Below are 13,180 nucleotides of genomic sequence, written 5' to 3'. Positions count from 1 at the left end.
GCCGATGACAAGTGCTGGAAGATGGTCTCTCGCTGCGCTCGTGGTCGTCGCGGCTCTCGTCGTGGCGATCTGGCCGCGTGGGGGAGACGACACGGCGCCCACGTCCACGGGTCCGTCGTCGTCCGCGTATCAGCCGCCGACGTTCACTCCGTCGTCGGAATCGCTCGATCAACTCCGTAGCCAGGCCTCACTGGCTCCCTGTCCGACTCCGACGGGCGAAGCTCCGGCCGGCTCGGCTCTGGCCGGAATCACCCTCGACTGCGTGTCAGACGGTCGGCCCGTCGACCTTGCCGCAGCGGTCGGCGGAAAACCGACTCTGCTCAACTTGTGGGCGTACTGGTGCGCGCCATGCGCCGAAGAGCTTCCGTACCTTCAGGAATTCGCGGAGCGCGCCGAGGGCAGCATCAACGTTCTGACGGTGCATTCGGATCCGAATCAGGAGAACGCTTTGACGCGACTCATCGACTACTCGGTGCGTTTGCCTGGCGTCCAGGACGGTGACGGCAAGGTACGGATCGCAGTGGGCGCACCGCCGGTGCTGCCGGTGTCGGTGCTCGTGCGCGCGGATGGAACAGTCGCCAAGGTCTTGCCTCAACCTTTCCGCAGTGCGGACGAAATCGCCGCCGCTGCGGCGCAATATCTGGGAGTCGTCGTATGAGCACACCGGTTCCCGAGTGGTTGCGAGCTGTCGCCAGCACCGAGCCCACCGATCCACACCGGATCAACCCCGTCCTCGAGCGTCGCGCGCCGCGCGGGACCGTGACGCGTCCGGCCGCGGTGCTCGTGCTCTTCGGCGGACCGCGTGAGGCAGACCCTCTCGCAGTCGGCGGCTTGCCGGAGGGCGCAGACGTGTTGCTGACCCAACGGGCGTCGACGATGCGTCAGCACAGCGGACAGGTCGCATTCCCGGGCGGCGCCGCTGATCCGGGCGACGACGGCCCCATCGGCACCGCGCTGCGTGAAGCGCAGGAGGAAACCGGGCTCGATCCGAGCGGAGTTCAGCCGCTCACCGTGCTGCCGGAGATCTTCATCCCGCCGTCGGGTTTCGACGTGACGCCGGTGCTCGGCTACTGGGAGCAGCCGACGACGGTGGGGATTCAGGACGAGGGCGAGGTCGGACGGGTGGCCAGGGTGCCGCTGCGCACGTTGCTCGACCCCGACAACCGGTTTCAGGTTCGCCATCCCCTCGGATACCAGGGCCCGGCGTTCCGCGCCGACGGCATGCTGGTCTGGGGGTTCACAGCAGGAATCCTCGCGGCGCTGTTCACGGTGTCGGGCTGGGAGATTCCGTGGAACTACGAGGACGTGAGAGACCTGGACACAGCGCTGTCCGAGTTCGGTGAAGGTGTCGAGGATTCGGCGGTGCCGCGATGACAGGTTCTCGTTGGGTGGACATCGCCATCGTTCTGGTCGCCCTCATCGCGGCCACATCCGGATGGCGTCAGGGTGCGGTGGCGTCGGCGTTGGCGTTTGTCGGCGTGATCCTCGGTGCCGTCGCCGGAATTCTGTTGGCGCCCCACCTGCTCGTGCACGTCACCGAAGGCAAGCTGCGCATCCTCGCGGGCATCTCGCTGATCGTGGTGTTGGTCATCATCGGCGAAGTCGCCGGCATGGTGCTCGGACGCGCGGCGCGCAGCGGAATGCACAGTCCGACGGCGCGATCCGTCGACAGTGTCATCGGTGCGGGTCTACAGGCGGTGGCCGTCGTGGTCGCGGCGTGGTTGCTCGCGATTCCGCTCACTTCTTCGTCGCAGCCGAATATTGCCGCCGCTGTTCGTGGTTCGGATGTTCTCGCCAGCGTGGACGAACTGGCGCCGCAGTGGCTGCGCCGCATCCCGACGGAGTTTTCGGCGTTGCTCGACACCTCCGGCCTGCCGGACGTCATCGGCCCGTTCGGGCGTACGCCCATCACCGAGGTCGAAGCACCCGACGCGAGCGTTCTGGCCAGTCCGTTGGCGGCGCAGTTGCGTCCGAGTGTTCTACGCATCAACGGTGTCGCACCGAGTTGCCAGCGCGCGCTCGAGGGATCCGGATTCATCGTCGCCCCCGAACGCGTCATGACCAACGCACACGTGGTTGCCGGAACCGAGAGCATCACGGTGGACACCATGGAGGGCGCGCTGCCCGCGCAGGTGGTTCTCTTCGACTCCGCCGTCGACATCGCGATTCTGGCGGTTCCCGGACTGGACGCACCGGTGCTGCCGTTTGCTCCGGAGCAGGCTCAGACCGGCGACAACGCGTTGGTGCTCGGTTACCCCGGCGGCGGTCCGTACACGGCCAGCGCAGCCCGCGTTCGTGAGGTCCTGAACCTGAACGGACCGGACATCTACAAGGCCGGAACCACTCAACGTGAGGTCTACACCGTCCGCGGATCCATCAGGCAGGGCAACTCTGGTGGGCCGATGGTCGACGATCAGGGGCGCGTCCTCGGCGTCGTGTTCGGTGCTGCCGTCGACGACAGCGACACCGGATTCGTCCTCACCGCCCAGGAAGTATCGCGCCAGTTGAACGCGGCTGCCTCGGCGTCGACGCCGGTGCCGACAGGCGCCTGCATTCTGTAGCGGTCACTTCTCCGTAAGGAGGAAGTCCTCGAGTTCGCGGTTGACGCGCTCGGGGGCTTCCTGATGCGCGTAGTGACCAACTCCGGCAATGGTGCGCAGTTTTTCGCCGGGAGCCCAATGCTTGTCGCGCCGCACGGTACGGGTGAGCACGTACGGGTCGAGTTCGCCGTGAATCTGGACGATCGGAATGCGAAGAACCTGATCCATCAAACGCATGAAACGACGACCCTCGGGCCGGAGCTGGCTGCGGAAGGCCCAGCGCTGGTACTCCAGCGTGGAATGCGCGACGCCCGGGATCCGGATCGCGGCCCGCATCTTGGTCATCACGTCCGCGAACTCGGGTTGCTGCGGCCAGGTGGGGCCGGACCGCGAGCGAACCAGACGCTCCACCTCGGCGCCGTTGTCGGCCGTCAACCGACGTTCCGGGCGTAGCGGTACCTGATAGGCCAGGAACGAGGGCAAAAGCGCGCGGCGCTGATATGGGTCGCGCACGACTGCTTTCTTGAGTGCCATCGGGTGTGGCGACGAGATCAACGCGATCGACCGCACCAGGCGTGGATGCAGGAGCGCGGTCGCCCAGCACACCAACCCGCCGTCGGCATGACCGATCAGCGTGGCCTTGCCGTAACCCATCGCACGAATGAGACCGGCTACGTCACCGGCGAGCGTCCAACCGTCGTAGCCGCGAGGGGGCTTGTCGGAATCGCCGTACCCACGAAGATCCATGGCGACGACGCGGAATCCCTGCTCCGACAGTGCCGTCAACTGATGGCGCCAGGACCACCAGAAATCGGCGAATCCGTGCAACAGGACCACCAACGGAGCATCCGGCTCCGCGTCGCCTACCTCGACGACGTGAAACCGGATGCCGTTGGCGTGAATGTCCCGGTGAATCCAGGGGCCGTCGAACCTGACGGTGGATGGATCTGGGGCTGCCACTTTCGATCAGACTCGCTACCGGCGCGCGTTGAAATCGACAGACGGCTTTGCGTCGTCATGGCTGCCGGGAAGGACGTTCTTGGCCTGCTTGAGCGATTCGATCGTCTTCTCCGGAGCCCTCAGCTTGCGCACACGCAGATAACCGAGCAGCGCCAGAATCGCGGTGGTCACCACCATGATCAGGAAGACGATGAGGAACGCCAGCCAGCGCGGCACCCAGGTATCGAGCATCTCGGCCAAGAAGAAAAAGAAGAAGAACGAGCTGAACAGCAGAACCGTGAAGGCCAGGATGAAGAAGACACTGCCCTGCAGACCCTTCTTGACCTCGCCCGTGACCTCGGCCTTGGCAAGTTCAACCTCGGCGCGCACGAGGGTGGAGACCTGTGCGGTCGCGTCCTTGACGAGGGCCCCGATGGTGGCCTCACCCGGCGTGCGGGCGTCCACATCGGTGAGAGGGATGGACGAGACCGTGTTCGGTACTCCATCTCCGGTGAAGCGCTGGCTCTCTCCGTTGGTCAAGCTCACTTGTCGACCTCTCCAGGTAGTTCTCTCGCGTCCGTGGCAATGGCGGTGGAAGCGTCGTCTCGAGCCGCATGAACTCGTCCACGTCGCCACAGCAGCGCTGATCCGATCAGCGATGCCACCAACGATGTCACGAGAACTGCGGCCTTCGCTATCTCGGCCTCGCTGCCATCGCCGACCCCGTCCAATGCGAGGTCTGCTACAAGCAGGCTAACGGTGAACCCGATGCCACCGAGAACTGAGAGGGCAAACATGTCTCTCAATTCCAGTGTCTTGGGCTTGGTGGCTATGCCCAATTTGATCGCGAGCAGGGAAATTCCGAAGATTCCGACGGTCTTTCCGACCAGAAGGCCGACGACAACCGATTGCCCGACGGGGTCGGTGAAAATGTCGCCGAGTACCGCGGCGTTGATCGGAACACCGGAGGCGAACAGTGCGAACACGGGGACGCAGAAGCCTGCGGAGTACGGCTGAATGCGGTGCTCGAGGCGGCTGCCCGGCGCGTATTCCTCGTCCGGATCGCGCCTGACACGGGTGAGTAGGCCGAGCGCGACGCCCGCGAGTGTGGCGTGTATCCCCGCTTCGTGCATCGCGTACCAGGTCAGTAGTGCCAGCGGGACGTAGAGGAACGGCGTCGTGATGCGCTTGTGCTGGGCGTAGGCGTAGACAGCGAGGGCTGCGGCCGCGGTCAGCAGCCACAACATCGCGAGGGAGCCGGTGAACAGTACGGCGATGAGGATGATGGCGAGCAGATCGTCGACGACGGCCAGGCTGAGCAGGAAGACTCGGGCGCTTGCGGGGATCTTCGATCCGGTGAGAGCGAGCACGCCGAGGGCAAAAGCGATGTCCGTCGCGACGGGAATGGCCCAGCCCTTGTCCATACCTGGAGTGCCGAAGCCGATGGACGCCGCGATGATCGCGGGGACCAGGACGCCGCCGCACGCCGCGATGATCGGGAGCATCGCGGCTTTGCGGTCCGCGAGCTCGCCGACCACCAGTTCGCGTTTGAGTTCGAGGCCGGCGACGAAGAAGAAGACGGCAAGCAGTCCGTCTTGCGCCCAGGTGCCAAGGCTGAGGTCCAGATGGAGTGCAGACGGGCCGATCTGGAAGTCGCGCAGTGCGATGTAGCTCTCACCGAAAGGTGAGTTCACCCAGATCAGAGCGACGGCAGCGGCGATGAGCAGTATCGATCCGCCCACCGTTTCGGTGCGGAGATAGCGGGACAGTTCGGAACGCAAAGTGGAGATCACGCGTGGGGACGACCTTTGTTCGTGCACCCGAGTTCGGATGCAACAGACATGAACGTGATCGACGTTGTAAAGCATCGAATGCACGTGCCGACCAGACTTCCCGGCTCACCTTTACGGGATTTTATCGCGGATTGCTCGCTGAGCCGAATTAGCGAACCGAATTTGCGCCGGAAAACCCCGCGGGTGTTCAATTCCTACTGATTGGGACACCATCCCACCAATTGGACAATTTTCGTATAACGGCGCAGGAGCATGTTTTGAGCACGTCAGTCAGTGAGAACCCACCCAAGCCGGAGGGCAGCGACGCAGATACCGTCGCCGGAGTGCCGCGCAGCCGAATCGTGGTTGCCAGCATGGTGGGTACGTCCATCGAGTTCTACGACTTCTACATCTATGCAACAGCGGCAGTATCGGTGTTCCCGCACCTGTTCTTCCCGAAGGGCAACGACACCACCGCGCTTCTCGCGTCGTTGGCGACGTTCGGCCTCGCGTTTGTCGCCCGTCCCCTCGGCTCGATTCTCTTCGGGCATTTCGGTGACCGCGTCGGACGCAAGGCAACTCTGGTCGGCTCGCTGCTGACGATGGGTATCGCGACCTTCCTCATCGGACTGCTGCCCACTTATCACCAGATCGGTCTGCTGGCCCCGGCGTTGTTGGCGCTCATGCGTTTCTGTCAGGGCCTCGGACTCGGCGGCGAATGGTCGGGCGCGGCTCTGCTCGCGACCGAGACGGCCAAGGAAGGCAAGCGGGCCTGGGCAGCCATGTGGCCGCAGCTCGGTGCACCCATCGGCTTCTTCATGGCCAACGGACTGTTCCTGATCATCACGCTGTTCATGAACCACGACAATTCCAGCCCGGACCTTGAGGGTGCCTTCCTGAGCTGGGGATGGCGAATTCCGTTCCTGCTCAGCGCAATCATGGTGATGATCGGCCTGTACGTCAGGCTCAAGCTCGAAGAGACCCCGGTGTTCGCGCGTGCAGTCGAGCGCGGCGAGAAGGTCAAGACCCCGGTCGCCGAGGTATTCAAGACCAGCTGGCGTCAGCTCATCATCGGTACGTTCGTGATGCTCGCGACGTACACGCTCTTCTACATCATGACCACCTGGGTACTCAGCCACGGAACCGGCAAGACGGCGGCCGACGGCGGAACTGGCGCCGGCTTCAAGTACACCGATTTCCTTGTCCTGCAGCTCATCGCAGTCGTGTTCTTCGCTGCCGCCGTGCCGGTCTCGGGTTGGCTTGCCGACCGCTACGGGCGTCGTATCACACTGCTGATCATCACCGGCCTGATCATGGTGTTCGGCTTGACCTTCGGCGTGTTCCTCGAACCGGACGGAATGAACGACGGTCGTATGTTGGCGTTCCTCATCGTGGGCATGCTGCTCATGGGCCTGACCTTCGGACCGATGAGTGCCGTTCTCCCGGAACTCTTCCCGACCAACGTCCGCTACACGGGCTCGGGAATCGCGTACAACACCGCCAGCATTCTGGGCGCTGCGGTGGCGCCGTTCATCGCCGTCTACCTCGCGAAGAACTACGGCTTATTAACCCCCGGCGGTTAATAAAGGCGCACAGCAGTTGTCAGGGAAGCTGAGCAGGCAGGACGTGCTCACCGGTCTTGTCGGTGCTCAAGGCCAAGGAACTGATGTACTGCTTCTCGCCGTTGGGGCCGGGAACGTTCGACGCGAGCATGTCGGGTCGCTCGAACTCGATGCCGCTGACGCAGCACAGAAGCGTTTCACCCGAGGGGTTCCCGTACTCGTCGAACATCGGCAGGTCGATGCCGTCGTCGGTGCGTCGTAGGTAGTACTTGCCCTTGGTGGCGACGGCGAGGACCGGCGGCATCACCAGTGCGATGACGATCGCGACGATTGGGGAGAACGGCTTGATCGCCGAACCGAATGCGCCGAAGAACACCAGGATCGAAATGCCCGCGGCCAGCAGCATCGACACGAAGCCGACGGGGTTGACGTCGTAGAGCATCCCGCGTCGGAACTCGGGGACCTTCGGGGAGAGCTTCAACCAGTACTTGTTGATCGCGATGTCGGAGGCGACGACCACGACCCAGGCGATACCGCAGTTGGCGTAGAAGCCCAGGATCGTGTTGAGGAAGTCGAACATGTTGGCTTCCATCAAGATCAGTGCGATCGCCAGGTTGACCAGAACGAAGATCATGCGTCCCGGGTAGGTCTTGGTGACGCGGGTGTACGAGTTGGTCCAGGCCAGTGAGCCGGAGTACGCGTTGGTGACGTTGATCTTGATCTGGCTGATGACCACGAGGATCACGGCAAGGGTCATGGCCAGCCAGTGCGGCATCATGTCCTGGTAGATCTCGAGAAACTGGTGCACGGGCTGGTTGGCGATCGAAGATCCGTCGACGACGTTCGCGATGATGTACACGGCGAGGAACAGTCCGACGATCTGCTTGAACGCGCCGAAGATGACCCAGCCGGGCCCCGCGAGAATTACTGCAGCCCACCAACGACGGGTGTTCTCCGGCGTCTTGGGCGGCATGAAGCGTAGGTAGTCGATCTGCTCGGCGATCTGTGCGATCAGCGACAGGCAGACACCCGCGGCCAGCATCACCGATCCGAAGTTGACGCCCTTGCCGTTTGCGCCGTCCTCACCGCCGAAGGCGAAGAACGCGCTCACCGAATCTGGGTGCTTGAACAGCAGATACAGGAACGGCAGCACCATCATGACGAGCCACAGAGGCGTCGTCCACACTTGGAGCTTTGCCAGAGCCTTCATTCCGTAGATGACCAGTGGAATGACCATCAGGGTCGAGACCGCGTAGCCGATCGAGAGTGGGATCCCGAGCCCCAGTTTCAAACCCTGGGCCATGATGGAACCTTCGAGCGCGAAGAAGATGAAGGTGAACGTCGCGAAGATGACGTTGGTGACCACGGAGCCGTAGTAGCCGAAACCGCTTCCGCGCGTGATCAAATCGAGGTCGATGTTGTATCGCGCGGCGTAGTAGGCGAGTGGGAAGCCGGTGGCCATGATGACGACGGCAAACACGGCGATGCCCAGCAATGCGTTACCGGTGCCGTACGAGATGCCGATGTTGGCGCCGATCGAGAAGTCTGCGAGATACGCGATTCCGCCGAGTGCGGAGGTCGCGACGACGCCGGTTCCCCATTTGCGGTAGCTGCGTGGCGCAAATCGGAGGGTGTAGTCCTCCAGAGTCTCCTTCAGTGCGGCGTTCTCACCGAGATCTGCCCTGTCCGGTGCGCCGGCGGACACCTGCTCGTTCACTGCTGTCATGACGTCACTTCCCCTGGGTGCCTGTGCATGTGCACTTTGTGGTGCAGGCACCCAACCTAGGGAGGTGGCGTTACGCGGACATGTTTGAAATGTGTCGCCCACGTTGCGGATTCGATCCGCAACGTGAGCGAGCACTCATGGGACTTTCTTTACCTGTATCTGATCACCAACTGCCCGCGCCTGCAAGGCGAGTGGCTGCGTCCCGACTGGTCGTAGGTCGAGAACGGCGGCGGCCACCGGGTCGGCCAAGACGTTTCGGATGGTTCGGCGCAGGCCACGTGCTCCGTACACCGGATCGAATCCGCGCCGTTGCAACAGTGCGACGGCGCTGTCGTCCACGTCGACGTCGACGCCTCTCCTGGCCAACCGAGTCGTGATCAGTTCGATCTCGAGCCGGGTCACTTGTTCTGCGGTCTGTTCGTCGAACTCGTCGAGGATCACGGTTTCGTCGATGCGGTTGAAGAACTCGGGGTCGAAGAACTTCTCGAGAGCGCGCTGCACCAAGTGGTGACCATGGTGTGGTCGATCGATCCGGACGCGATCGGCGAGCTGCCGCACCCGGGACCGTCGACGTTCCGCCACCGCAGCAGAACCGAGATTCGAGGTCAGGAACACGTAGCTGTTGCGGAACGAGATCTTCTGCTGACCGTTCGCCAACCGGAGTTCGCCGTTGTCGAGGACCTGCAGGAGCGCACGTAGAACGGTGGGGTCGGCCTTCTCCACTTCGTCGAACAGGACGATTCCGGGGGTGTACGGATCGCCCTCGACGGTGTTCTTGTCGAACAGTGTGAAGGACTCCTTGCTGCCGGCGTACCCAGGCGGTGCCCCGGAGAACGACGCCGCATAATGCTCTTGAGCAAGAGCATTCATGTCGATGCGGCACAGATCGTCGGGCCCGGACCGTAGTTCCGCGGCCACGCGCCGCACCAACTCCGTCTTGCCGACGCCGGTGGGGCCGACCAGAAGGATGTTGGCGAGCGGACGCGTCGGATCCGTGGCACCGACATGCGCGATCGAAATCGCCCGAACCACTGCGTCGACGGCGGCCTGTTGTCCGACGATCTTGGAACTGAGGGCTTTCGAGAGCTTGCGAGCGTCGAAGGCCCCGACCGGTACGGGTTCGGATCGTTCCTCGGCTGGTGGCGGTGCTGCACTGTTCCGGTCATGGAGCATGTCGGTGATATACGGCACAGCGAGATCCTTAAACTTCGATTGTCTTCTCGACCGGCAGGTTTCCGACGCGGCAGTCCGCTACGCCCACTGTGTCTCGGGTGATGGCCTCGACGCGTTCCTGAGCCTTCTGGGCATCGGTGACCCACAGCTTGTAGAACTCGAACGGGCAGTCCGCGACGCCCTTGTCTCCGTCTCCTGCAGCGTGCACGCCGGAGTATCCGCGGTGAAGGAGCTTGAAGATGTGGTTCTGGGACTGATCGTTCTCGCGTGCATCGCGAATGGCGGAAACGGACAGCTGTGCGTACTGGATTCCGTATTCCTCCTCACCGGTTTCACCCAACGTCCGACCGTCGAATCCGATGATCGCGGAGTGTCCGAAGTAGGAGTAGACGCCGTCGAATCCGGCCGCATTGGCAACTGCCACATAACAATTGTTGGCCCAGGCCATTGCCTTGGACATCATCACCTGCTGGTCCTTGGCGGGGTACATGTAGCCCTGGCAGCGGACGATGAGTTCTGCACCCTTCATCGCGCAGTCACGCCAGATCTCCGGGTAGTTGCCGTCGTCGCAGATGATGAGCGAGATCTTCAGGCCCTTGGGACCCTCGGATACGTACGTGGTGTCGCCGGGGTACCAACCTTCGATGGGGCACCAGGGCAGGATCTTTCGGTATTTCTGAACGATTTCGCCCTTGTTGTCGATGAGAATCAACGTGTTGTACGGCGGCTTGTTCGGGTGGTCTTCGTGCTGTTCACCGGTGATGGAGAAGATTCCCCAGGTATCGGCCTCGCGGCAAGCGGCGGAAAAGATTGCGGTCTCGTCACCGGGGATGGTTGCCGCTGTCGCATACATCTCCTCTTCGTTGTACATGATTCCCTGCGTGGAGTATTCGGGGAATACCACCAGATCCATTCCGGGGAGTCCGGTCTTCATGCCGATCATCATGTCGGCGATCTTGCGCGCGTTCTCGAGAACTCCGGCGCGATCGTGCAGGCGGGGCATCTTGTAGTTGACTACTGCTACGCCGACCGTGTCGTTGCTCGAGGAGATGTCACCGTGTCGCATTGTCTTTCACTCCTTGGTTGTGTGGATCAGTTGAAGACTGGATGAGTCTGGGGTACTGCGGCTTTGGGTGCGGCGAGGATCTTGGCCAGGCCGAGGAGAACCAGAAGCGCTCCGGCCCAACCGGCGGCTACCGCGGGTGTGGTGTGGAAGTTGTCGGTCAGGATCAGAAAGGCAGGAACAGTGCAGGTGGGCTGGCTCAGCAGGACTGCTGCCCAGCCGGTGAAGCGGCTGAGGTTCTCGCGGCCGAGGCCGAGCACCAGGAAGAACAGCGTCCACAGTGCTGCCCATGCGAGCCAGATGACCCCGAAGACGGGGTCGTTGCTCACCGTGAACGAGAGGAAGGAGTACACGAGCGCGGCGCACGCGACGAACAGTGAGAACCACCCGATTCCTTCCGGTTCGAAGCCGGCGAGATTGCTGATTCCCACGTAGAGGTAGGTGAATCCGAACAGGTAGAGACCTGAGGCCGCCAGGACGGCGCTCGAATCTCCCTGTGCCTGAATCAACAAAACGGTGGGGACGACGCATTGAAGTGCGCCGACGAAGAGGTTGAGGACCGAGGCGGATCGAACGGGAACTGTGCCGAGCAGCATCAGTCCGTTGACGAAGAGGACGGCTCCCACGTAAAGCAAACCAACACTGCCCATCGGGCACCTCCGGTTACTTTCGGGACGGGTTACTTTCAAATGAAATGATTCCAAATGAAACTAAGTGATGCGCGCCACAGAAGTCAAGAGGTGGATCTCAGGGGAAGGTTTCAGAGGGTGGCGATGATCGAGAAGTCGAGTCCGTCGGCGACGGCCAGCTGAATCTTCTGTCGTGCAACGCGATCGCGAAACTCGACGGTTCCGCGAGGGCCGTCGTACGCGGCGCCTTCGACGACGGCGTCCAGGGCGTGCGGGTGGGTGCTGTCGGCGCGTCGAACCAGGGCCGAAAGGGTATGTATCCCTTCGTAACACGACTCGGCAGCGTTGTTCAGTGCCGGGGCGTGCGCGCCGTGCAGTGCGATGTAGCGCCCGAGCAGGTCCATGGAGTTACCGTCGACCATCGAGCGGAAGTACGCTGCCGAGGCAAACAGGTTCCGGGTTGCGCGGGGGCCGCTTGCGAGCAGCATGTTTTCTTCCATCAACGGGCTGAACCGGATCATCGACTCGTCGAGGCCTCGGCGGGCGAAGGCTCGGTTGAAGTCGACGGCGTCCTGCCCGACGAGGAGCATGATCACGCCGTCGCAACCGGAGTTCGAGACGGTCTCGACCAACTGCTTCATGTTGCCGCGCCCCAGATCGACAAACGAACCGCCGACCAGGGTGAGGTCGAGTTCGGTGGCGAATTGCCTCACGGCCCCGAGCGAGCTGTGAGGCCAGATGTAGTCGTCGCCGACGACGAACCACTTGCGCGCTCCGACGTTGTCGCGCAGCCACTTCAGTGCCGGCGCGATCTGCTGTCGTGGTGTTTCGCCTGAACAGTAGATTCCTGGTCTGACCTCGCCGCCCTCGTAGAGCGAGGTGTACGAGTACGGAATACGGCCTGCGACCACCGGTGCGAGTGCGTGGCGGACCGAGGAGATGTGCCAACCGCTGACGGCGTCGATGTCACCTGCGTCGAGTAGCTGTTGCACGCGGGCTGCGACGACGCCCGGCGAGGCGCCGCCGTCGATCACTTCGATCTGGACTTCGCGTCCCAGTACGCCGCCGGAGTTGTTGAGGTCGCGGGCGGCCAATTCGCTGATCGCCTCACACGACGGACCGAACAGTCCGGCCGGTCCTTGGAGGGGAACCACCATGCCCAGGCGCCATACGGCGCTGCGCGCGCGTTCGAGCGCGCCGGTAGCGCTCATGCGTCGCCGCCGGAATCGGAAGTCAGCGGCCTGGCCTGGGTTACTATCATTTCATTTGAAAGTATTGCCCGAGAAGTGTGAAGTACGCAACAGCGGGGGAGCGATCAGTGGGAAAAAGTGACTCCGGAATTCTTGATGCTTCGCTGACGACCGCGCTGGTCCGAGCGGCTCGAATGGCCGCGGCAGCGGCGGAGAAGACGCTGGCGGCTGAGAATCTCACTCTCGATCACTGGATGACGCTCGAAGCCTTGGCGTCGACCGAGGGGCTGACGATGGCTGAGCTGCGCGATCGAACGGGAACACCGGCTCCGACGCTGACGCGAGTTGCGGACAAGTTGGTCTCGCTTGCGCTGATCTATCGGGAGGTCGGTGAGGACGATCGCCGGAAGGTGCGCGTGTTTCTCTCCTCGCGTGGAAAGTCTCTGCACAAGCGGGTTGCCGCAGACATTCGCGTGGCCGAGGAGTCTTGGCTGACGTCGAAAGAGGAAGTGAAGTTGCGAGAGGGGCTCCGCCCCTGTGCGCCTTTCCGGTAGTGGGGACTACCAGAAAGGCGCACGGGGGCCGA

12 protein-coding genes and 1 pseudogene are annotated in these 13,180 nt (G+C 62.9%); 5 read left to right on the top strand and 8 right to left on the bottom strand.

What is annotated here, in order from left to right:
• Nucleotides 1–4 precede the first annotated feature (4 nt).
• The 3 genes from AC1DVN_RS06260 to AC1DVN_RS06250 are packed head-to-tail and all read left to right on the top strand — an operon-like array spanning nt 5 to nt 2,561.
• A complete protein-coding gene (locus AC1DVN_RS06260; protein ID WP_019746621.1) occupies nt 5–658 on the top strand; it encodes a TlpA family protein disulfide reductase in 654 nt (217 codons plus the stop codon).
• Nucleotides 655–1,374, top strand: a complete 720-nt coding sequence (locus AC1DVN_RS06255; protein WP_019746622.1) for an NUDIX hydrolase — start codon at nt 655–657, stop codon at nt 1,372–1,374. The genes AC1DVN_RS06260 and AC1DVN_RS06255 overlap by 4 nt, the downstream gene beginning before the upstream one ends.
• Nucleotides 1,371–2,561: a MarP family serine protease gene (locus tag AC1DVN_RS06250; RefSeq protein ID WP_019746623.1), complete on the top strand. Its 1,191-nt coding sequence runs from the start codon at nt 1,371–1,373 to the stop codon at nt 2,559–2,561. The genes AC1DVN_RS06255 and AC1DVN_RS06250 overlap by 4 nt, the downstream gene beginning before the upstream one ends.
• A 3-nt stretch (nt 2,562–2,564) precedes the next feature.
• Here the strand turns inward: AC1DVN_RS06250 and AC1DVN_RS06245 are convergent, their stop codons facing one another.
• From AC1DVN_RS06245 to nhaA, 3 genes are read right to left on the bottom strand one after another with little or no spacing between them, the layout of a single operon-like run.
• Nucleotides 2,565–3,500 (bottom strand): alpha/beta fold hydrolase, encoded by a 936-nt coding sequence (locus AC1DVN_RS06245; RefSeq protein ID WP_019746624.1) that lies wholly within the window; start codon nt 3,498–3,500, stop codon nt 2,565–2,567.
• 15 nt (nt 3,501–3,515) lie between these two features.
• Nucleotides 3,516–4,025, bottom strand: a complete 510-nt coding sequence (locus AC1DVN_RS06240; protein WP_019746625.1) for a phage holin family protein — start codon at nt 4,023–4,025, stop codon at nt 3,516–3,518.
• Entirely contained in the window at nt 4,022–5,356 is a 1,335-nt protein-coding gene (gene nhaA / locus AC1DVN_RS06235; RefSeq protein WP_019746626.1) for a Na+/H+ antiporter NhaA, read from the bottom strand. The genes AC1DVN_RS06240 and nhaA overlap by 4 nt, the downstream gene beginning before the upstream one ends.
• Nucleotides 5,357–5,529: 173 nt before the next feature.
• Between nhaA and AC1DVN_RS06230 the strand changes: the two are divergent.
• Nucleotides 5,530–6,816: pseudogene (locus AC1DVN_RS06230) on the top strand (MFS transporter); the annotation flags it as partial.
• Between the two features lie 37 nt (nt 6,817–6,853).
• Here AC1DVN_RS06230 and AC1DVN_RS06225 read toward each other — a convergent pair.
• The 5 genes from AC1DVN_RS06225 to AC1DVN_RS06205 all read right to left on the bottom strand — a co-directional run bounded on the left by AC1DVN_RS06225 (nt 6,854) and on the right by AC1DVN_RS06205 (nt 12,615).
• Nucleotides 6,854–8,539, bottom strand: a complete 1,686-nt coding sequence (locus AC1DVN_RS06225; RefSeq protein WP_019746628.1) for a purine-cytosine permease family protein — start codon at nt 8,537–8,539, stop codon at nt 6,854–6,856.
• A gap of 135 nt (nt 8,540–8,674) precedes the next feature.
• Nucleotides 8,675–9,730, bottom strand: a complete 1,056-nt coding sequence (locus tag AC1DVN_RS06220; protein WP_019746629.1) for an AAA family ATPase — start codon at nt 9,728–9,730, stop codon at nt 8,675–8,677.
• A gap of 10 nt (nt 9,731–9,740) precedes the next feature.
• A complete protein-coding gene (locus AC1DVN_RS06215; RefSeq protein ID WP_019746630.1) occupies nt 9,741–10,778 on the bottom strand; it encodes an aliphatic amidase in 1,038 nt (345 codons plus the stop codon).
• Between the two features lie 26 nt (nt 10,779–10,804).
• A complete protein-coding gene (locus AC1DVN_RS06210) occupies nt 10,805–11,425 on the bottom strand; it encodes an AmiS/UreI family transporter (protein ID WP_019746631.1) in 621 nt (206 codons plus the stop codon).
• Between the two features lie 110 nt (nt 11,426–11,535).
• Nucleotides 11,536–12,615 (bottom strand): substrate-binding domain-containing protein, encoded by a 1,080-nt coding sequence (locus AC1DVN_RS06205; RefSeq protein ID WP_020905975.1) that lies wholly within the window; start codon nt 12,613–12,615, stop codon nt 11,536–11,538.
• A 107-nt stretch (nt 12,616–12,722) separates the two neighbouring features.
• On the opposite strand from AC1DVN_RS06205, the gene AC1DVN_RS06200 reads away from it, so the two are divergent.
• Complete coding sequence (locus AC1DVN_RS06200) at nt 12,723–13,148, top strand: MarR family transcriptional regulator (RefSeq protein ID WP_041815521.1); 426 nt, start codon at nt 12,723–12,725, stop codon at nt 13,146–13,148.
• Nucleotides 13,149–13,180 lie beyond the last annotated feature (32 nt).

This window comes from Rhodococcus sp. P4_E4 (assembly GCF_056401575.1).
This window is presented reverse-complemented; position numbering and strand designations above follow the sequence as displayed.